Raw genomic sequence first — 20,502 nt, 5'->3', positions numbered from 1 at the left:
GTTTTGGGCCTTGGAGGTACGGTTAGCGGGGGTTGTACTGGTTCTGCTGATTCTTTTGATGCATCTCGCCTACGACGGCTCCGATGCCCGCGCCAGCAGCGCCGCCAATAAGGGTTCCTTTAAGGCCCTTGCCGAAGATTGCGCCCAGTGCGGCTCCGCCCGCTCCGCCAATAAGGGCTCCCTTTCCGGGACCGATGCCGCCCTGGTTTTGATAACCATTGTTGTACTGGCCGTTGTTGTAGCGGGGATCGTTGTACTGGCCGTTGGCGTACTGGCGATTGTCGTAGCGGGGGTCGTAGTACTGTCCGCCTCGGCCACCGCTGCGAACGCCGTTGTAGAACGTATGATTGTTACGGTTATCGCGATTGTCGCGATGGTTCCCGTTTTGGGCGCCAGCGGGAAGGATGCTGATGGCCAGCAGCAATGGGGCGATGAGCATAGAGGTGCGTGTCTTCATGATCATTATCATTCCTGGGATGCGAACTCCTTAACAGATGATCGCCACTCGTCAGCAGTGATGGGTCCCCATCCATTGCGACTTTACAAACAGTTGCCCCTGCCAGTCTGGTCAAAATTGCTCGTATCAACCGGCGATTTTCCCCTCGGATTCGCGACGATGACCGACAAATTTCCCGACGCCCTGGACCGGGATGGGAGAACTTGTTAAAAGCTGTTTGGACTCGGACAGATCAAGTAAAGACGAAGACCGGGTCACCCACCCCCTTCAGATCGAACTTCTCCACAGCCTTCCACAGGAAACTGACAGATCACTATTCTGCGCGGGCCTTAGGGAGTGCACGTACCTTATCGAGGCGTGCGAGAATCCGTTAAACAACGAGGAGGCCACTATGACAGCCACTCAACGCACTGCACACGATCTCCCGCAAGATAATTCTGAAACCACTATCTCCTCCGATTTACAAGATCAGATACGCACGCGCGCTTACGAGATTTATGAGCACAGAGGCAGACATGACGGCTTTGCGGAAAAGGACTGGCTTGAAGCCGAAGCTGAAATCCTGGCAAAGGCCGATGCTTCCCCCGAGGTCCGAGTGTCGGCAGCCGCGCGCGAAAAGGCTGTTGCATTCATCGACTCCAGGCGGCAGGCCGCCCTGAGCCGGGCAGCTCGATCGGCAGAGAAGGCTCGTCCCGACCGCGCCGGCGTTTGATTTCAGGTCTGCAGGAAGGTCGAGAATCGTCCGCCAGGACACTCATTTCAATTCAATGCGCGATCCCTGCGGCGGCTTAACCCAACCCAGCCATGGTTCTCAAGCCACGATGACCCGGTGCATCTTTAGGTACGTGTCCCATATTGGCTAGTTGCTCCGAACAAAATGGGGTTAACGTGCGCGTATGACGACACGACTGAGCTACGATTTCTTCATCCCTTCGGCGCTCAACGGCGCCGATTTTTCTGCTGCCCTGCAAAAACTTCTCGAGACGCCAATGGAGGCGCGTCGCGTAGATTACGGTGCGTTCTACTTCGACGTGTCAGACACAGAAGCTCGAAACGGCCAGACGGTCGGCTTGGTTTCGCGGCACCGGATGCGAAATCTGCCCCCAACAGGGGATTCGCGGACAGGCGCGCTTGATCGGCTAACCCTTTCGGATCACCAGAGCGTGGCGGAGCCCTGCGCGTTTCTGTATGACTCAGAATTGAACACCCTGGTGTTCCAACGATCGCCTCACGTGAGCCACTCTGCGTTCGCCCGGCTCGTCAACTGGGCTGCTTATACCGGTTTCGTCTTCCTGCCAGTTCTGAATGAAGATGCGATGACCCGTCTGGAAAAACTAAAAAAGCCGCGACGATTCATCCTGACGATAGCATCGCCGCAAGCTGCCGAATATTTTGACAATCTTGAGTCCAGTCTCCAGGGGCTGGCTTCTTTCGTACGGGAGCTGGCGGGAGGGCGCGTCAGAATTGAAGTCGGTGTGCTTCCGAAATCTCAGTCCTTATCCAAGGAAGCCATCCTGCACACCGTCGAGGCCCTCTTCGACCGACTGGACAGCGAGCATCTCGAGAAACTCGAAGTGGACGGTGAAGACGAGGCCGGAGAAAATCAAATCGTGGATTTCATTGACGCTCAATTCAGAGGACATCAGGCTCTGGCCGAGGCCGCGCCCCGCCACACGGATACCGGGCTATTGAAAGACTCAATCCGAAAAGCGTTCGATACCAGTCGCGTCTATCTGTCCACGCAACTCCGATCGCGCGCCGCTTAGGCCCAGGAAACTGGACGTCCCTCCTAAGCTTGGGCCACCCAGCCGGTTCTCACCCAACCGGGGTGACGACGTGGCCGTCGTCACCCTCGCGGAGTGGGATTAGTGATCGTCGCGGTTGTTTTCTGGTGTGGCGTTGTCGGCTGGAGTGATGGTTCCGAAGAGGCCATCGGCTTCGTCGTTCACGCCGGCCGTGAAGAAGAGTGTGTTGGTTGGCGCTGAGGCTTGTGCGCCGGTGCCATCGCTGAAGCGCAATCCCCAAAGGCGCTGGTTCTGCAGGGCGTGTCCGCTTTGATCGCGCAACAATCCATCGAAGCGTCCGCTTCCCGGATCATAGACGGCGATCTGTCCGCTGCCGGCGTTGCCGATGAGCAGGTGATTGCCGAAGAATCCGAAGTTAGCCGGAGCCAGGGCTACACCCCAGGGAGCGTCGAGCCACGGTCCGTGCTGAAGTCGCTGCAATAGCTTGCCTGAGGGCGAGAACTTGTCGACAAATCCCAAACCGGGAGCGTCGAAATCATCATGCTTGGTGCTGTTCTGTTTCGCGTAGGTTACGTAGAGGTCACTACCGACTGCCTGAACGTTGAAAGGAGCGAAGTCGCGGGGGATTTCGCCATCGTGAAATGCGCGATCATCGCCGTCGTCGCCCTTGGCATTCAACGTCACCGGGGCAAAGTTCGTGTCATAGACCTCGATCTGGCCCGAGCGGAAGTTTGCAACATACAGATAGGTGGAACCGTTCGGACTCACCTTGGCGATCGTGCAACCCTTGTAGACCGCGTTCCCACTTTGGTTGGGCACGGTGACAAAGGCATCATTGGGAAGATCAGGTCCGAGCGACGGCGCCCAGCCAACGACGGTTCCGTCTTCCGTTACAAAGATGAACGCAGCCGCGCCGGTGGCTCCGTTTCCATGAACCGTGAATCCCAGGCCTCCCGAAAAGACAGTGCCTGTGGGCGTGCCCGTCCCTTTGCCATTTACCGTGGGAGGAATATTCACGATCAGGCCCTGCAACACTCCGGCTCCGTTGTACAGAGTTGAGACGCCGCCGTTGTTATCTGCGACCCAAAAAGGGCTGCCGGGGCCGGCAGTAATCCCCCAGGGGTTGAGCAGCGGCAGGTCAGGTTGGCCGGCAGGCGGATTCGACGCAAGGCCCTGAATGTCGGAATCAAGGTTGGTTTGCTTATATTGTTGGGCCGAGGCGGCGCTGGTAAGCGCCAGCACAACAGAAAAGACCAAGGCGTCGATACGCCAAGTAAGCGGATGCAACTGCATATATTTCTCCATTCGTTGCTGAAAATGCGGTTATTTAAAGGAAGTGACGGGATGCGCGACTGTTGGGACGATCAGGAACTCCATGGGGCGAAAACCGCGAACGCTTCGGGGCCCGTAAGTAGAACTACCGCAACCCGCCAATTCATCCACCTACTCTGCACAAGGGTGTGATGAGACGGCTCGGCGATTGTGCTGGCTAGTGAGTTTCCGGCACGAGCGACATCAGGAGCGAACACGCTTCGATTACGCTCAGGGCAGGCTCCGGTCACGGAGGAAACGGCGCCAGGATGCGCTGCTAGAAATGGGAAAAGGCTGGGCCACCCGCATCCGTCCCACCATTTCTCGCGCCAGTGGAGTGCAAACCAGTCCCGACTGCTGAGTGCTTCTTTATAATCGCCGCATCATTTCTCTCGCGGAGGAACGCCGATGCCTCGGTATCACGTCGCGCAAATCAACATTGGTCGAATTGTTGCTCTTCTAGACGATCCTCAGATGGCAGGCTTCGTCTCGCGCCTCGACGAACTCAATGCGCTTGCCGATCGCGCTCCGGGATTCGTATGGCGCCTGCAAACCTCCGAGGGCAACGCGACCTATTTCCGTCCCTACAACGACGATCGCATTCTCATGAATATGTCAGTATGGGAAAGTGTCGAGGCACTGAAGAATTACGTCTATCGCACAGTGCATTCCGAACTGCTGCGGCACCGGCACGAGTGGTTCACCAAGTTCGCCGGAACGTATTTGGCGTTGTGGTGGGTTCCAGCTGGACACATTCCCGGGGTCGACGAAGCCAGGAAGCGGCTCGCTCATCTCGAAGCTCATGGCCCAACCCAGTTTGCGTTTACTTTCAAAACCGTCTTTCCGGCGGATGAGTCCTTCCAGCGAGCGATCGACTGGTCGTCGTTTCAGCCGTGTCCAGCAACCTGAATTCTTAACTGCCCTGAAGACGCGGAGATGGTCACATTTTCGCACCGCCCAGAACGTTTATGACTCCCGTGATATTCCCTATAATCCAGGGAACATGCTGAAACGCTGCCTGGAGTCCGGGTTAGTAACCGTGATGCTTGCGATCCTCACACTGCCTGCTCTCGCGGGAACGCCAATCGGCAAGTTTCAATGTCGGCGCTATCCACCGCAGGAAAACACGTCGCCGTACGGCGACCCAGTGGCCTACATCTGGCTACGTCCGAATGACGCCTACGAATTTCTGGATTTGACAACCACCACAGGAAAGACCTCAGGCCAGTTTGTGTACGAGAGCAAGAAGCACGAAGTCGACTGGACGACTGGAGATTTGAGCAAATATATCGGTCACTATGCTCAACACATCGCCGGTACCAGCGGGATAAGGTTAAACACGAAAGAAGATCCCAGAGGACGAGTGGACGGCACTATGTGGTGCGTGCGAGTGCCGGAACCGAAGGCGGAATAGACCGGGGTCCCCAGCAACTGTTGCCATCCTGAGCCTGCCGAAGGATCCTGTGTCTTGTTTTCGGCTATTTGTTGCTGGGGCGGAGAGTGCGGCACCCACTCTCTAGATGTTGCAGGCAGAAAAGGCAAAACAGGGTACGCCACCCGCCCTGGGTGGTTCATCCTTATTGTTTTGCTTTTTCCATCGAACTGCTAACCAGCGCCGCAGGTGCGGCACTCCCGTAGCCCATGAGCGATGGAGCCATGGGTACTCAGATGAAAACATTGTGAGCCCGGAGGGCGGCATTCCTATGGAACGTGATATCGTCCGCATCGAACACCTCCGATGCATGCCGCCCTAACGGGCTCGGACCGAATCTGGAAACGCGTTCCCATGGCTCGTCCGCACATGGGCTACAGGAATAGCGCACTTTGGGCGCTCGCCGCTGCGCCCCCGGGGGTCACAATGACGGTGTGGATAATCGCACCCTTCGAACCACGAAGGCCGGGGTCCCCAGCAACTGTTGTCGTCCTGAGCCTGCCGAAGAGCCTGCCCTGAGCGAAGCCGAATGGGATCCTGTGTCTTGTTTTCGGCTGTTTGTTGCTGGGGTGGGAAGGGTGCGGCACCCGCAGTTTTGGAATGATCACAAAAACCAAAGGCAAGTGAAAAAGGGTCGGCCACCCGTCCAACCTGCAACCGTTGTGAAAGCGCACCCTTTCCGGACATCGAGGCTGTTACGAAACTCGAATTTCCTCTTTCGAAACCGCAATATGTTGGGTTGGCAGTCGGCAAAAGCGCAATATAACTTGAATTTTTTGAGTTTCGTAACAGCCTCAACAGCGCAGAGGTGACCCTCACCCTTAATCGACCATTCCGTCTCTGATCCCGTGCGTTTCCGGACAGAGCATTCCGGCAGCGAACGACACTCATACTTAGCTCAGAGATTCCCTGGTGTTATATAGGCCTGAAATTCAACGAGATAAAGATCCTCTGCCACAGGAAGCAGACATGCATAACATTCCGAGTGGCTGCCGAGGGAGCCAGCATGACGATAGTGCACGATCTTCAATACGGGGTTCGCATCTTGCTTAAGTCGCCGTTGGCGACTCTCGTAATGCTGCTGATTCTCGGTGTGGGAATTGGGGCAAACACAGCGATCTTTAGTCTGGTCAATGCGCTGTATTGGAAGCCCATCGACGTGGACCATCCAGATCAGATCGTGAAAGTCTTCGCCAAGGGCCGACATGCGTACGGTGCTGGATTCTCCTATCCCGAGTACATTTCTTTTCGCAACCACAACACGTCATTCGTTTCGCTCGCGGCGGAATCTACGGTCGCGCAACTCCATCTTGTCTTGCAAGGCGAGGCTCTGGAAGCGCGAGGCGCCTTCGTCTCCGCTAACTACTTTTCGACACTTGGCGTAAGACCCTTGATCGGAAGGTTCTTCATGCCCGAGGAAGACCTGGTTCCGGATAGAGATCCGGTTGCGGTCATCAGCGCGGAATTGTGGAAGAACCGTTTCGGGAGCGATACACAAATCGTTGGACGCCGGATAACCGTGAATCGGGCTGAGCTGCAGATCGTGGGAGTGGCACCGCCGGGCTTTGGCGGCGTGCATGCCGGCACTCCAGAGGAGCTGTGGATGCCATCGATGATGCTGCACCTCCACGGCTACGGCGGCTGTGCGCAACAGGTTGAATGCAGGGTCTTCGATGACCTGATCGGGCAGCTGGCTTCAGGACGTCGGCGAGCTGAGGCCGAAGATGAGCTCAGCCGGATTGTTGTCTGGTCTGCGGCCGACTGGCCGAGGAACTATCCTCCCCGGAAGATTGGTGTATTTCCCATGATGGGAGTTGATCCCGACGAGCGCCCATACTTCGCCGCTCAGATGCGTCTTCTCATGGCCGTCGCCGCCGTGCTGCTGGTGGTGTCATGCGCGAACCTGGCAGGCTTACTGCTGGCGCGCAGCGTGACCCGAGGCCGGGAGATAGCCGTTCGACTTTCCATTGGAGCAAGCCGGGCGCGGATCACACGGCAGCTACTGACTGAGAACCTGCTGTTGTCGTTCACCGGCTGCGCCCTCGGCCTGGGATTTTCGCTATGGGGCCGCAACGCGCTGGAGAGTTTCTATAACGTCGACAGCGAAGGCTTTCAGCATCTCTATGATCTTCGCCTGGACTGGCGAGTCTTTGCGTTTTCCTTCGCCGTTTCCATCTTCACCGCCATCCTGTTTGGCCTCGCTCCAGCACTGCAGGCTACGCGTCTGGATCTAATCACGCAGCTCAAAGAGGGATCTGGTTCCGGCGCAGCTTCGCGAAGCGGGCGTTTCCGGCAAGCGCTGGTCGCTGGGCAAGTTGCGCTTTCCCTGGTGCTCCTGATTGCTGCAGGATTGATGGTACGCAGCGGCCAGTCGCTACAGCGCGGAACAAATTTCGATCCGCAGCACGTCGCTGTCTTGAGGATTCGTCCCGAGCTGCTTCACTATACTCCGCAACAGAATGAAGAAGTCTTTCGCCGAGTAGTAGAAAATCTAAAAGCACTTCCGGGAGTCGAAGCCGTGACCTCTGTGCATGGCGGCCAAGGTTTGATCTGGCACTGGGAAAGCGGGCGAGAGGTGAACGTGAACTTACCCGGAGAGTCCACGCAAGGCCTGGAAGTACTTCATCATGACATCGGCTTAGAATTTTTCCGCACATTGCGGATTCCGCTGCTCGAAGGCCAGGACTTTGCTCCCGAAGATGACGCCCAGGCGCCATCCGTCGCAATTCTCAATGCCACACTGGCGAAGCGGCTTTGGCCCAATGCCTCTGCCCTGGGCAGAACTGTAATCGTGAATCAAAGACCGACCCGCATCGTGGGAGTAGCGGCCGATATCCAGCCAGCCAATGCATTGCAGCCTGCCGCGCCATATCTCTTCCTCCCACTTTGGCAAAGCGATCCCGGCAAAGAGGGCGATCTGCGGCTCGCCGTGCGAGTGAAATCCGATCCCAAGGCGGCTCTGCCCGACATTCGCCGCGCGATCCATGCTATGGATGCCAACATTCCTATCGGCGAAGATATGCCCATGTCGGAACAGATCGAAGTCGAGTACATGCCGGTGATGTTATCGCGCACGGTGATTTCTTATTGTGGGATCATCGCACTGTGTCTCAGTGCGGTTGGGCTGTTTAGCGTGCTTACGTACTACGTGAAGACGCGCACGCGTGAGATCGGCATCCGCATGGCACTCGGTGCTCAGTTGAAGAGTGTTCTGCAGCTCATTATCGGCCAGGGCATCACCATGAGCCTTGCTGGCGTGGCCGCCGGCCTGCTGCTCGCGGTCGGAACGACTCGCCTGCTGGGTGCATGGCTCTACGGAATTCGTGGCATGGACTATTTTGCCTTCGTCGTCGCGTCATTGCTGCTTTTCATGATTGCCATGGCAGCGAGCTATCTGCCAGCCCGGAAAGCAGCAGCGGTGGATCCGATTGTTGCGTTGAGACAGGAATGAATGCGACCGCCTTGCCGGGTGCCCTGCCCTTGCTTTTGCTTTTCCCGTAATGAACTGATGAAGCGGGTGCCCTACCCCTCTGTGACTTTCAGAGGGCGGGCTGCGATGAGGTGTGCAACTTTGGGGTTGTATTTTCGGTTTGTATAAGGGCTCAGCCGTGCCCAGAGGCTTGCTACGTTTTCACGGCGGCGGGAATCTGCATTTCCTGTGGCGCTGGAGTAGTTATCGCGCATTCGCCTTCTGTGAGAAAGAAGTAGTGCAGACTGAACTGGCAGCGGCATTCCGCGAATGGGAAAGCGAAATCAGCCGCAGCCGATGGCACTGCAGACAGCGTGTCAGCCCACCCTCCGAAAGGCGCGGAGAGTAGGGCACCCACTTTATGGGTTCATCAGCAAAAAAAAATGAAAGGTGGCGCCCCGGGCCACCCGCCTTGGCAGAAATTCAAGTGGAAATATGCCGGGGCACCCGGCACCCACTTTATGGGTTCATCAGCAAACAAAAAACAAAATGAAGGGTGGCGCACCCGGCAGTTTTGGACTGATCACAAAAACTAAGGCAAGTGAAAAGGGTCGGCCACCCGGCGGACAGTTACTTGTCTCTGTCTTTTCCTTTTCGAAAGAAACCACGAATGAGATGTACCAATTCGTCTTCGAACTCGCTTGTGGTGAGGAACGGAGAATCCTCCAGGATCGCGGAGCGAATTGCTCCAGTGATAGCGCGAGAGATGACAAACAACATTAGAGGCGAGGGATAGCGGGCACGATCTGACAGCAGGCGCTCACGGTGCGTGCCAATCATCTCGTTAATCTGCTGAAACGCCGATGCGCTTTCCAGCCCGAATTGGCTGAAACCTTCCGCTAGCAAAGCATCGAATGCGGCACGACGTACTTTGCTTTGCTTTTTCTGCGAAGTAATCAGAGCTCGCACACCGATGCGCGCCGGATCGACGCCAGAATTCTCCGAGGCTTGAGAGATCGCCCTGGCTACTACCGCTCGATCGCGCTCGATCTCCCGACGTGCAATCTCGATCAGAATAGCCTGCTTGTTTGGGAAGTATTGATAAAGCGTCCCAATGCTGATTCCAGCTCGCTCGGCGATTCTGTTCGTGTTAAGTGTTGACCTACCTTCCCTCTGCAAAATCTGAGCCGTTGCCTCAATAATGACATCGACTGTGTCCTTAGCGCGGGTTTGGCGCGGCGTTCTGCGTCTGAAATCAGCGATTTGCGGGGTTCGCTTCACCGGCGTGGTAGCTTCCGGAATCCGAGTAGCCAAATATGAGCTTTACTCATATATTGCGAGTTGTCAAACGGGCACATCTTGGGAGTCCCCCATCCACGCGTCCAAGGAGGCATGGTGAACAAGACAACTTTGCTGGTTGCCGTCTCGCTTACAGCCCTCGTCGTTGGGGCAGGCGCTCAGACCACTACAAGCACGAGCGCCGCTAGGACACCTCCTCCGGAAGACTTATCGAAGTGGTTCTCGTTGCTGCTGGCGACTGAAGGCGGTGGTGGACTTGGGGCCAATCCGCAGCGCCAACCATCCGCGTATGGTGGCGTGAAGCTTGGAGCGTCTTGGTGGACTTTGGATCTCGGATACGACCGCGTTGAGTCGAACAATGGATTCTCGGCAGAATTTTCCGCGATGCTGCCGGTCTTCCGATTTCCACGGCCACAGTCGAATCCCTCGAGAAACTATGTGCGACTCTACGCTGAACCGGGTTTCGGGCGCCGATTTGGAGACGGATTCCATGGATACAGCAGTGCGAAGGTGATGATCGCGCTGCTTTCCGACGATCGAATTGCTCGCTATACCTGGTCTCCCTACATCGAGCTTCAACACCGCTTCCCCCTGAATACCTTCGGGAGCGGCGGCGACACGCGGATTGCCATCGGCGTCATGCTCCCGCTCTGCACCCATTGCGGGTTGGATTAATCGAGTGTGAACCAACCCGCGGGGCGGGCGGCCGACTCTTGATTTTCCTCTTGCTTCGGCCGTCCAAACAGCGGGTGCCGCATTCTGCGTGGTTTCGCAGCATGCGCTTCACGACGCCGCCCGAGACATTCGGATGCGAACGGCCAATAATGCTGCGGCTGGGTGGTCCATCCTTATTGTTTTGCTTTTTCCATCGAACTGATAATCAGCGCCGCAGGCGCGGCACTCCCGTAGCCCATGAGCGATGGAGCCATGGGTACTCAGGTGAAAAACATTGTGAGCCCGCAGGGCGGCATTCCTATGCCACGTGAGATCGTCCGGATCGAACGCCTCCGATGAATGCCGCCCTAAGGGGCTCGGACCGAATCTGGCAACGCGTTCCCATGGCTCGTCCGCACATGGGCTACAGGAATAGCGCGCCTTCGGCGCTCGCCGCTGCACCCACCCCGGGTCACAATGACGGTGTGGATAATCGCAACCGCAGTTCATTCGAGTCTAAGAGTCATTCCGGCAATGGAGGCCGGACTCGCTGACCACGTTTGGAGCATTGCCGAACTGCTGGGCACATCCTAGAATTGCGGCGCATGATTGCTGCCATGTTGCTGTGTGTGGCGTTAATATCTTCTGCTCCCCAAATAGATCAGCAACACAAGGCTTCCCAAGGTACACAATCCTCCCAAAAGCAGTAGCCAGCGTCTTCTATTGGCGTAGCTCAAATAACACAGGCCTCCGTAACATCCAGCGAAGAGCACAAGTCCAGCTACATCAAACGTGTCTTCGCGCCGGACATTCTCCCGCTTTGGCTCTCCGCCATCGTCGTCGGGTTGGGTGTTCTGTTCGCTTGGCGAACCCTTAAGGCGATTGAGGCGCAAGTTGGACAAATGCAAGGCGCCGGGCAGCAAACTACAAAACTGATTGAGGAGGCTGTTAGACAAAGCATTGCTGCTACCAATGCAGCCAGAGCGATGTACAAGAGCGCCGAGGCTGCCACTAAGGCCACTGAGCACATGAGTAAGAGCGCGGATGCAGCAACTAAGGGTGCCGATGCTGCCACGAAAAGCGCCAATGCCTTGGTTCATAGCGAACGAGCCTGGATTGAACCACGCTTCGTTAAGGATATAGCCGACAACTATGGGTTTGAAGTAACGAACTACGGGCGCACTTTGGCGATAATCACCGGTTTCAAATTCGGAGTTGTAGCCTTGGATCTCAACGAACCGAAGCCAGAGAGACTCGGAGAATTCTTGGAGTTCACGCGCCAAAATGTTCTGGTGCTGCCAAACAGCCCGGTAACGCTCGACCACTTTGGTATTGCTGACTATTTTGCGGATCAATGGATCGACATTGTCGCGGGCGTAAAAAACGGACTTGTATTCGGTTCCGTGGAGTACCTGGATGTGGTGGGTAGTACCCATCAAAGTATCTTCGCTTATGAATACGGCCACATTAACCACCTGTTGACGGATTTGAGGCGATACAGAAAATACACATAGCAGCAGCCCTGTCACGGCAAGGGCTGCGCATGAAAACATTGCCGGTGTCTCGGTCGTCCAAACAGCGGGTGCCGTACTCATGAGTCCACAACGGGAATCAAAGAAGCGAAATGAGAATGAAAAAGGGTGCGCCACCCGTCAGGGCTGCGCATCAGTCGGTACGCAGAGCTTTGATTACGTCAAGAGTGCGACCATCACGACTCTTTAGGTGATCCATAGCAACATTGCGTTGCCGCTTTGTTCTGCATCGGTATAAAAGGCTCGAAAGTCCTTGAATAGATCGGGTAGGTACGACCAATCGTTGAGGTTGTCCAGGGTATGAGCCAGGTAAATTTTCTTGCCTTGTGCGTCCGCGTAATCCAGTTTCGAGAGAAGGGTGCCAGGGTCTATTTCCTCCAACGCTCGCACAATTGCCTTCACGTGTTGTGAGCGGAAGTACCTCAAAGGTCCGTATCCCATGACTCCATCCACATCGGGAATCTGTGCTCCACCCATTACCGCATCAGCTAGGAACCCCTTGCCGCCTTCAGCCGTTCCGTTGAGCGCATAGTGCAGGACATGCCAGTTTTTCTCCAGCGAGAACTTCTTTCGTGGGGGTGGTTGCGGATCGCCGCTCTGCGACTTCACCAGCCTCAAGCCGGTCTGTCTTTCGACTTGGGCCTCCAGCTTCGCGAGAGTGTGCACAAATTGATCTTTTGCCAGCTGTGGCAGCTTATCGGATTTCGCATGCTCCCGCAGTCCCGCTAACATCACTCGCATGTGCTCGGTCATCTTGGGATTGTCGTAGAGCTCGGAGAGAATGTAGTCGTAAGCTTCCCTCGGATTCTCAAGAAACGTTTCGAGCTGTTGCGAGGTTATTTGCTCGAACTCTGCGACCATTCCCATTGAGTGCTCCTCGTAAGACGTTGACGCACTCTAACAGAAACGGGACGCTCGTTGGAGTTACTTAAGTAAGGGCTAAGGTCCAAAATGGGAACAAGCGGACGCCTGGTCCAAGACACAGAATCTTGGGTCGGGTGGCCGACCCTTGATTTTTTCCCTTGTCTCGGTCGTCCAAACAGCGGGTGCCTCACTCTCCCACCCCGGCAACAAAACCAAGTTGCCGGGGACCCCGGTCTGCGTGGTTTCGCAGGGTGCGCAAACGGGAACGGTTGGCACTACTCTTTTGATTTTGCTTTTTGGGAAAACCCGAAACTGTCCCCTAGAACGATTCCCGAATCAGGAATCAATAACTTACAGAGACTCGATTATTTGTAAGTTGTTGATTCTTGGTTCGCAAAAATCTATCTCCGACAGGCTCTCAGGCTGTCCTCATTCTCGTCGAAACGTCAGAGCTGATCCTTAGCGGTCATCGGTTCCGTCCGACCATTGTCGCACCGGAATCAGGAACGTGGTCAGGCGTTCCCAGGTGTCGTTGAAGGCGATGATCGGAGAGCCTGGCAGATCTGCTCCCCATGCCGCAGGGTCCGTTTGTGGAGCGAAAAACATAAGGTGCGGATGCCAGTGCCCGTCGCGATCGCTCAAGTAGCCCTGCTTTGACAGCATGTAGCACATCGCGCCCGGTTCCGCCGTCGGTAATTCCTTTTTGTCGATTGCGGCGGCGATGGCCTCAATCATTTGAGCTTTCGTGCGTCCAGCCAGTATCAAGTCCGTCTTCTTGGTCGTGCGGGGAAGGTAGGACCGCGCGGCGGCCGCATTCAAGCAGATCGGAGCACGCAGCCTAGGATTCCAAAAGTTCGGGTCATCAATTCCAGCAATCCAGGAACGTTCCACCATACACACGAAACCGTTTTTTCCTTGAATTGCAGTTTCGTAACCGTGGCGTCCAAGAACCAGGACCTCAGCATCGCGCGTTGACGGCGGCTCTCAAACCATTGCGGCGCCGGCGGCTGCTCAAGCTCACGGCTGACCCCTCGCTGGGCTACCTGAATGTCGCGCCTTCGGCGCTGGGGCTTCTCACTGCGGCAGGCCTATACGGCGAATCAGTTCGATAATGATCGACGCTGAGTGCCGTCCCTCGCCTGTAACCTGCTCTTTCCCTTTCCTTGTCATCCGCGCAAGTACTCCCGCCTCGCTCGTTCAGAGTTCATAGTTGGAAAGCACCACCGGAGACGACAACATGGCACGAATCCTCGCAGTCTGGCTAAGCATTTCGCTTTTACTGGTTCCACTTTGGGCGGCCGAGCCGCAACCGGAGCCGCCGTCGCTTACGATTTACAACCAGAAGTTCGCCGTAGTTCGGCAGACGATTCCGCTCGAGCTGAATGGAGGCGTGACGCATGTCTCCTTCAGCGATATCACTGCCCACGCTGAACCTGACTCCGTGGTGCTGCGCGACCTTCGCGGGGGCAACCTGAGGGTTCTGGAACAGAATTATCGCAACGATCCCATCTCCGACGGCTTGCTGCTCTCCCTCTTTGAGGGCAAGACCATCGACTTTCTGCGCACCGACGCACAAGGTCATCAGGAGACGATTCCGGGCAAGATCGTGCGCAGCGGATACGTCCCCCACTACGCCGCATACCAGCAATATGGCCCTCAGTATCAGATGGCGCAGAGCGCGATGGCTTACGGCGGCTCCGGCCAGCCGATCATCGAGGTGAACGGCAAGCTGCAGTTCTCTCTTCCGGGCCTGCCGCAGTTTCCCAGTTTAGGAACCGATACCATCCTGAAGCCGGCGTTCGACTGGGAGCTGGAGTCGCAGGCCCGCGGACAGCGCACGGCCGAACTCTCCTACGTCTCCGGGGGAATGAGCTGGAAGGCGGACTACAACATCGTAGCCCCGGAGACCAGCGACACCATGGACATCGTGGGCTGGGTAACACTCGACAACCAGAGCGGCAAGACCTTCGAGAACGCGCATATCAAGCTGATGGCCGGCGATGTGTCGAAAATCCAGGATGTCGGCACAGGAGGCGCAGTGGAGCTAAGAGCGAGTGGGAGAGTAATCAGCGGCAACGAGCCTGCAGTCACGCAAAAGACCTTCGACGAATACCATCTCTACACGCTCGCACGCGCGACCACACTGCGCGACCGCGAGACCAAGCAAGTTGAGTTTCTCCGCGCAAGCGGCGTGCACGCCAACCGGCTCTACGTCTACGACGGCGTCAAGCTGGACGACCAATACCGCGGCTGGAACCCGGATATGATCCGCGGAAATGCCGAATACGGAATCCGCTCGAATCCCAAGGTGTGGGTCATGCTGGAATTCAAGAACGCAAAGGCCAACAACCTGGGAATGCCGCTGCCCGCCGGACGCGTCCGCTTCTACCGCCACGACAACGACGGCCAGATGGAGTTCACCGGAGAAGACAAGATCGACCACACCCCCGCCGATGAAGACGTCCGCTTCTACACCGGCAACGCCTTCGACATAGTCGGCCAACGCGTACGCACAGATTTCCAGGTCAATACAACGCGGCTGTGGGCAGACGAAAGCTTCGATATCACGCTGCGCAATCACAAAACAACGCCAGTGGAAGTGCGAGTCGTGGAGCATCTCTATCGCTGGAACAACTGGAAGATCACCCAGAAGTCCGACGACTTCAGGCAACTGGATTCGCAAACCATCGAGTTCCGCGTGCCAGTGCCTCCGAACGGAGAGAAGAAGGTGAGCTATTCCGTCCACTATTCGTGGTAAGGACGATCTGTACTGGCAGTACCGGCGGCGGTAGCCTCTGGGTGTGCAGCGGAGGCGGAACCGTGGACCCAGCGGCTACCGGCTGTGCCTCAGCTCGTCACAGTACGTTGTCAGAGAGAGGGCGCTCGAAGGGCGTAAAATGGCTGCCAGGCGATGTTCATCAGAGATACAAATCCAGCTCACTGGAAGTTGTTCATCTTTTACTACAATCACGAGGAACCACGGCTATTCGTTCCAAACCGCACCGGGATTCCATTCACTCTGAACTTCGCGAAGCCTGTCGCATGGGTAATTATCGGTGCTCTTTTGGCTCTCATCGTATTCGCCGCAGTCATAAATAATCGCCGAAGTGCGCCCATCAATTCGGTTACATCCTGCTTTCCGGCGGTTCACTTCGAGCGCGCTTTGATCCACTCGGCGATAACCTTGACCACTTCAGGCGCAACATGGCCGGGCGTCTGGTAAGAAGCCACGCTCGATTCGCCTTCGACTGTCATAAACAGGTGATTGAGGTCTGCAAAGAACCTTGCCTCGTCTCCGGATAACTTGCGTGAGTCAAGCGCCTGCCTGGCTAGAGAAAGCTTCTGGAGCGACGGATAACAAACATATTTCTTCGGCTGCGCGCAAGTTCTTGATATGTCTGGGTGGAAAAATGCTGCGAGCAACGGATGAACCTTGCTTTTTCTGCGCGATTCGCGGCATCATGCGAAGAGCGATGCTGTGCGTAGACTCCCATTTTGGAATTCTCGAACTGGAACGCCACGAAGCCGACGGGGCTGCCGAAAGCCGGAGGCAGGTTCAAGTCGAGCTTCCTCGCTGCGGAAAATCCGAAGCTAGATCCCCAGGAAATCCCCGACTGACTCGGGGAATATCCCCGGGAGATCCCCGGCGCTCTCGGGGATTAATCCCCGGAGATCCCCACGCAGTTCGGGGATTCGTCGGGGATCTCGCACGCTAAGTCCTTTAGATTTGGGGATCAGGTCGAAAATGGTTTTTTGGACAGACAGGCCGTCAGGAGATCCTGAGTGGCACTGCCTCATGTCGATGCATGCTCAATCGCGGGCAGATGCAGGACGAGTAAGTCGAGGAACTCGCGTCGAATAAAATTCACTGTTAATCCACTGTTATTTCCCTGGTCCCACTCGTTTTCCCCAGTGCCCATGCGGGTCTGCGATTCAGAAAAAAAATCACTGTTCTTTTCACTGTTCAATTCACTGTTCTGAACCTTAACAGTGAAAAAACAGTGAATTTGACTACGGGCAGTAATCCTTGCGAAATCCCACCCGCCTTGGCCTAGCGCCCAGGGTGTTAGTATGCCAGCCATGAAACAGCGCATCTCTCTTCTGATAGCCGTTACGGTGGCCGTTGGCGCAATCGCGATTGCGCTGCATGCTGCGAGCGACCAAAGTGCGACTTATACCACTCGTACCCTGGCCCTTCCCGATCACGGCAAGGGAACCATTACCATGGATTACATCGCCTATGATCCCAAAACGGGATACGTGTGGGTTCCGGCGATCAACATTGGTTCTGTGGATGTGGTGGACACCAGCAACGGCTCCGTCCGTGAGATCTCGGGCTTTCCTACAAACGAAGTGGAATTCGGAGGGCGAAAGCGCATTCAGGGACCCAGTGGAGTGTCGATTGGGGACGGCGTGGTGTACATCGGCGACCGGGCCGACTCGAGTGTGTGCGCCGTCGATGAAAAGACGCTTGCGCGCAAGAACTGTGGACACATCGATTCCACGCCCGACGGTGTAGTCTATGTGGCGCCTACGAAAGAAGTCTGGGTCACCGCGCCGCGCGACAAGTCTGTGCGCATTCTGGATAGCCAGACTTTGAATCAGAAAGAAAAACTGACCTTCGACGGTCAACCCGAGGGATACGCGGTCGATGCCAAGCGCGGCCGGCTCTACATGAATTACGAGGACAAGGACCTGACCACCGCCATCGATCTCAAGACGCACAAGACCGTCGCGAAGTGGCCGTCAGCATGCGGCGCGGACGGCCCGCACGGCATATCGCTGGATCAAGACAGCGGCTTCTTGTTCGTTGCCTGCAGCACGCAGGCGGAGGTTCTGGATGCGGGACACAATGGGGAGAAGCTATCGTCGATCGATACTGGCAAGGGCGTCGATGATCTCAGCTACTCGCCTGCCACGCACACACTCTATGTGGGCGCTGCCAGGGACGCGCGGCTCACGGTAGCCCGAGTTGACGCCGGAGGAAAGCTCAGCTTGGTTGCACAAGTGCCCACTCACGAGGGCGCTCGCAATGGAGTCGTCACGAAGGACGGCACGGTTTATCTGGCGCACTCGAGTCTCGGTCAATTGCCAGGGTTGATTGTGGCCTCGCCGGCTGGGAAATAGCCGCGCTCTTCGATCATCCCCTTGATGCCCTTACATTTGGTCTGCTCCGGCTGCTCTCCAAGCTGTTCGAAAATCTGCTGGAGTCGCTCTACCTGCTTCTCAGTTTGCGCCTGATGCTGCTGAAATCCCTTCTGTAGTTGCGCTTATCCAGGTGATCCTCTGCCAGCTGTCCTAACGCCTCGACGAGCTTTTGCTCGGCATCGAGCATATCTGTGAGTTCATGGACGAATAGTTCTTTCGCAGTTTGTACAGTTGTCCTCCTATGGCCGAGCTAATAAGATTGCCGCACCGAAATTCTGGCTGCTTTACTTCCAGGTTCTTGCCGCAGATTTCTGCGCGAAACTTCATGCAGAGCTTTTATCAGCGATTCGTTGACACCGCCACTCGATTTCCCGATCACATCGCGGTGGAACTGCAGAGCACAGCTTCCGACAGCTCGCCACTCGATGCATTCTCCGCTACCGACATCAGTTACAAGTACGCCGAGCTGCTCCGTGTCGCAGAGCATCTTGGCGCATGGCTTCAGAGCCAGGGCATTCCCGCCGGCGCGCGATGCGCAATCCTGGCCGCCAACAGCCCGCGTTGGGTTGCCGCTTATCTCGCAGTCATGGCGGCAGGATGCGTCGCGGTGCCACTCGACACGGCATTCAAACCCGATCAAGTAGCCAAGCTGCTGAAGGACAGCGGCGCGTCGATGCTGTTTGTGGATGCGGCTCACGCCGAACTAGGCAAAGCTGTCTGGAACTCAATTAGCGAGGATCCGGCCGCCGCCTTCACCCCAGGCGGGGTCTTTGTCATCGACTCCCGTACTGATTCTGCACTGCCAAACTTCGATCAAGTGCTCTCGGAAGAGGTCGTCGCGCTCACGCCATCGCAGTCATCAACAGCTGACATTGCTGTCCTTCTCTACACCTCCGGCACTACCAGCGATCCCAAAGGCGTGATGCTCACACACGGGAACCTTAGCGCCGAAGCTGACGCCGTATTCAAAACCCTGCGAGTCACACCGGACGACGCGTTGCTAGGTGTCCTCCCGCTCTTCCACGCGCTCGCGCAAATGGCGAATCTACTATTGCCGCTTTCGATCGGCGCGCGTGTGGTTTACCTGGAAAACCTAAACACAACCGAACTACTCCGTGCATTACAGGAACGCGGGATTACTCTCTTCGCCTGCGTCCCTCAGTTCTTCTATTTAATCCACGAGAGGGTGATGAGAGAGGTGGAGAGTCGCGGACGAGCTGCTCGGCTGGGCTTTCGCCTGTTGTTGGCAGTGGCGCACGCGGGAAATGTCGTCGGTCTCAACCCGGGAAGGATGTTCTTCGGCGAAGTTCATCGCCGTCTGGGAACAAAGATGCGTCATTTCATCACCGGAGGTTCGCGTTTTGATGCAAAGATCGGGCGCGATCTTGAAGACATGGGTTTCAGTGTGCTGCAGGCGTATGGCCTTACCGAGACCAGCGGCGGCGCATTTTTGACTCCGCCGGGCGACAACGTCCTTGGCTCCGTTGGCAAGCCTCTTCCAGGAAATGAAGTGCGCATCGAGCGCAGCGATCAGCATGCAGAAGACGGAGCCGGCGAAATCCTGATTCGCGGCCCGATCGTGATGAAGGGCTACTACAAGCGTCCTGAGCCGACAGCCGAAATTCTAAAAGACGGCTGGTTGCACACGGGCGATCTCGGCTATCTCGACGCTCGCGGCAATCTGTTCGTCACCGGACGAAGCAAAGATGTGATCGTCCTGAGCAATGGCAAGAATATTTACCCCGAAGAGGTTGAAGCACACTATCTGCAGTCGCCTTTGATCAAGGACATCTGCGTCATGGGCCTCGAAAGCCGTCCTGGTGAGCCGATCGCGGAACGTTTGCATGCAGTGATCGTTCCCAATTTTGACGCGCTGCGCCAGCGCAAGGTGGTAAACGCGCGCGAAGTGATTCGCTTCGACGTCGAGGGACTCTCCGCAAAGCTCCCCAGCACCAAGCGCATTCTCAGCTACGACATTTGGCAGGAGGATCTTCCGCGAACCACCACGCGCAAGCTGAAGCGCTTCCAGATCCGACAGCGCGTCGTGCAGAACGAGAAGGGTGCAGGCGAGGCGCAGTCGCTCTCCGCCGAGCGCAAGTTCAGCGATGAAGATCGGTTGTGGCTCGCCGCTCACGAGCAAGCAATGACCGTGATCCGCTCGGCAAGCAAAAAGCAAGGCGATATCCATCCGGGCGATAACCTGGAACTTGACCTTGGGCTCGACTCTATGGAGCGCGTAGAGCTTGTCGTTGCACTGGAAAGCGCGCTGAACGCACATCCTGACGATTCAGAGGTGGCGAATGTTTATTCCGTGCGCGAGCTTGTAGACACGCTGCTTAAACACCGTGATACGTCAGCAACTGCCAGCAAACGTAGTGGATGGGAGTCTGTCTTCGCCTCGGAAACAAGTGATAAGGAGGTAAGCGAAACGCTCGCGCCGTCACCGCTTTTCACTATGTTTTGGTTTGTTGCTGCGCGATTGGCGCGCTACTTATGCCAGGTGCTCTACCGAATTCGGATCACTGGTCTTGAACAAGTTCCGCAAAATGGATCTTTCATCTTCTCGCCCAACCATCAAAGCTTCATGGACGCGCCTCTGATCATGAGCTATCTCCCATTTCGGATCTTCCGCAAAATGTTCTACGTGGGTA

General features: G+C 56.4%; 15 protein-coding genes. 10 read left to right on the top strand and 5 right to left on the bottom strand.

All coding sequences use genetic code 11. The features are described 5' to 3' along the window. Nucleotides 1-22 precede the first annotated feature (22 nt). Entirely contained in the window at nucleotides 23-457 is a 435-nt protein-coding gene (locus tag VNX88_04840; GenBank protein HWY67968.1) for a hypothetical protein, read from the bottom strand. A gap of 391 nt (nucleotides 458-848) precedes the next feature. On the opposite strand from VNX88_04840, the gene VNX88_04835 reads away from it, so the two are divergent. Both VNX88_04835 and VNX88_04830 read left to right on the top strand, forming a co-directional pair. After that, a complete protein-coding gene (locus VNX88_04835; GenBank protein ID HWY67967.1) occupies nucleotides 849-1,169 on the top strand; it encodes a DUF2934 domain-containing protein in 321 nt (106 codons plus the stop codon). A gap of 184 nt (nucleotides 1,170-1,353) precedes the next feature. Further along, on the top strand, nucleotides 1,354-2,223 hold the full coding sequence (locus VNX88_04830) for a DUF6731 family protein (protein ID HWY67966.1): 870 nt from the start codon (nucleotides 1,354-1,356) through the stop codon (nucleotides 2,221-2,223). Between the two features lie 99 nt (nucleotides 2,224-2,322). On the opposite strand, the gene VNX88_04825 is transcribed toward VNX88_04830, so the two are convergent. Then, complete coding sequence (locus VNX88_04825) at nucleotides 2,323-3,495, bottom strand: TIGR03118 family protein (protein HWY67965.1); 1,173 nt, start codon at nucleotides 3,493-3,495, stop codon at nucleotides 2,323-2,325. A 426-nt stretch (nucleotides 3,496-3,921) separates the two neighbouring features. Here VNX88_04825 and VNX88_04820 point away from each other — a divergent pair, with 426 nt between their 5' ends. The 3 genes from VNX88_04820 to VNX88_04810 all read left to right on the top strand — a co-directional run bounded on the left by VNX88_04820 (nucleotide 3,922) and on the right by VNX88_04810 (nucleotide 8,396). Then, on the top strand, nucleotides 3,922-4,422 hold the full coding sequence (locus VNX88_04820; protein ID HWY67964.1) for a DUF3291 domain-containing protein: 501 nt from the start codon (nucleotides 3,922-3,924) through the stop codon (nucleotides 4,420-4,422). Between the two features lie 94 nt (nucleotides 4,423-4,516). Further along, nucleotides 4,517-4,927 carry a hypothetical protein gene (locus tag VNX88_04815; protein ID HWY67963.1) on the top strand — a complete coding sequence of 137 codons (411 nt, stop codon included), beginning with the start codon at nucleotides 4,517-4,519 and terminating at the stop codon, nucleotides 4,925-4,927. Nucleotides 4,928-5,951: 1,024 nt separating this feature from the next. Beyond that, nucleotides 5,952-8,396 carry an ABC transporter permease gene (locus tag VNX88_04810; protein ID HWY67962.1) on the top strand — a complete coding sequence of 815 codons (2,445 nt, stop codon included), beginning with the start codon at nucleotides 5,952-5,954 and terminating at the stop codon, nucleotides 8,394-8,396. 588 nt (nucleotides 8,397-8,984) lie between these two features. Here VNX88_04810 and VNX88_04805 read toward each other — a convergent pair. Then, nucleotides 8,985-9,668 (bottom strand): TetR/AcrR family transcriptional regulator, encoded by a 684-nt coding sequence (locus VNX88_04805; GenBank protein ID HWY67961.1) that lies wholly within the window; start codon nucleotides 9,666-9,668, stop codon nucleotides 8,985-8,987. A 78-nt stretch (nucleotides 9,669-9,746) separates the two neighbouring features. Here VNX88_04805 and VNX88_04800 point away from each other — a divergent pair, with 78 nt between their 5' ends. Both VNX88_04800 and VNX88_04795 read left to right on the top strand, forming a co-directional pair. Then, on the top strand, nucleotides 9,747-10,328 hold the full coding sequence (locus VNX88_04800; GenBank protein ID HWY67960.1) for a hypothetical protein: 582 nt from the start codon (nucleotides 9,747-9,749) through the stop codon (nucleotides 10,326-10,328). An 881-nt stretch (nucleotides 10,329-11,209) separates the two neighbouring features. Next, nucleotides 11,210-11,821, top strand: a complete 612-nt coding sequence (locus tag VNX88_04795) for a hypothetical protein (GenBank protein HWY67959.1) — start codon at nucleotides 11,210-11,212, stop codon at nucleotides 11,819-11,821. A gap of 204 nt (nucleotides 11,822-12,025) precedes the next feature. Here VNX88_04795 and VNX88_04790 read toward each other — a convergent pair whose 3' ends face one another. Both VNX88_04790 and VNX88_04785 read right to left on the bottom strand, forming a co-directional pair. Beyond that, nucleotides 12,026-12,706 carry a DUF1877 family protein gene (locus VNX88_04790; protein ID HWY67958.1) on the bottom strand — a complete coding sequence of 227 codons (681 nt, stop codon included), beginning with the start codon at nucleotides 12,704-12,706 and terminating at the stop codon, nucleotides 12,026-12,028. A 456-nt stretch (nucleotides 12,707-13,162) separates the two neighbouring features. Next, complete coding sequence (locus tag VNX88_04785; protein ID HWY67957.1) at nucleotides 13,163-13,597, bottom strand: hypothetical protein; 435 nt, start codon at nucleotides 13,595-13,597, stop codon at nucleotides 13,163-13,165. 343 nt (nucleotides 13,598-13,940) lie between these two features. Between VNX88_04785 and VNX88_04780 the strand changes: the two genes are divergently transcribed. The 3 genes from VNX88_04780 to VNX88_04770 form a co-directional block, all read left to right on the top strand. Beyond that, nucleotides 13,941-15,461 carry a hypothetical protein gene (locus VNX88_04780; protein HWY67956.1) on the top strand — a complete coding sequence of 507 codons (1,521 nt, stop codon included), beginning with the start codon at nucleotides 13,941-13,943 and terminating at the stop codon, nucleotides 15,459-15,461. A gap of 1,322 nt (nucleotides 15,462-16,783) precedes the next feature. Then, entirely contained in the window at nucleotides 16,784-17,830 is a 1,047-nt protein-coding gene (locus tag VNX88_04775) for a hypothetical protein (protein ID HWY67955.1), read from the top strand. 346 nt (nucleotides 17,831-18,176) lie between these two features. Beyond that, nucleotides 18,177-20,502 (top strand): AMP-binding protein (locus VNX88_04770; protein ID HWY67954.1); only part of this gene is annotated, 2,326 nt, incomplete at its 3' end.

The organism is Terriglobales bacterium, assembly GCA_035567895.1.
GTDB lineage: Bacteria > Acidobacteriota > Terriglobia > Terriglobales > Acidobacteriaceae > Gp1-AA112.
The sequence above is the reverse complement of the archived record's forward strand: the minus strand, read 5'-3'. Positions and strand labels throughout refer to the sequence as shown.

Excerpts from the sequence above, each read along its gene's own strand:
- VNX88_04840 (HWY67968.1), bottom strand. The coding sequence starts at position 457 with ATGAAGACACGCACCTCTATGCTCATCGCCCCATTGCTGCTGGCCATC.
- VNX88_04835 (HWY67967.1), top strand. The coding sequence starts at position 849 with ATGACAGCCACTCAACGCACTGCACACGATCTCCCGCAAGATAATTCT.
- VNX88_04830 (HWY67966.1), top strand. The coding sequence starts at position 1,354 with ATGACGACACGACTGAGCTACGATTTCTTCATCCCTTCGGCGCTCAAC.
- VNX88_04825 (HWY67965.1), bottom strand. The coding sequence starts at position 3,495 with ATGCAGTTGCATCCGCTTACTTGGCGTATCGACGCCTTGGTCTTTTCT.
- VNX88_04820 (HWY67964.1), top strand. The coding sequence starts at position 3,922 with ATGCCTCGGTATCACGTCGCGCAAATCAACATTGGTCGAATTGTTGCT.
- VNX88_04815 (HWY67963.1), top strand. The coding sequence starts at position 4,517 with ATGCTGAAACGCTGCCTGGAGTCCGGGTTAGTAACCGTGATGCTTGCG.
- VNX88_04810 (HWY67962.1), top strand. The coding sequence starts at position 5,952 with ATGACGATAGTGCACGATCTTCAATACGGGGTTCGCATCTTGCTTAAG.
- VNX88_04800 (HWY67960.1), top strand. The coding sequence starts at position 9,747 with ATGGTGAACAAGACAACTTTGCTGGTTGCCGTCTCGCTTACAGCCCTC.
- VNX88_04795 (HWY67959.1), top strand. The coding sequence starts at position 11,210 with ATGCAAGGCGCCGGGCAGCAAACTACAAAACTGATTGAGGAGGCTGTT.
- VNX88_04790 (HWY67958.1), bottom strand. The coding sequence starts at position 12,706 with ATGGGAATGGTCGCAGAGTTCGAGCAAATAACCTCGCAACAGCTCGAA.
- VNX88_04785 (HWY67957.1), bottom strand. The coding sequence starts at position 13,597 with ATGGTGGAACGTTCCTGGATTGCTGGAATTGATGACCCGAACTTTTGG.
- VNX88_04780 (HWY67956.1), top strand. The coding sequence starts at position 13,941 with ATGGCACGAATCCTCGCAGTCTGGCTAAGCATTTCGCTTTTACTGGTT.
- VNX88_04775 (HWY67955.1), top strand. The coding sequence starts at position 16,784 with ATGAAACAGCGCATCTCTCTTCTGATAGCCGTTACGGTGGCCGTTGGC.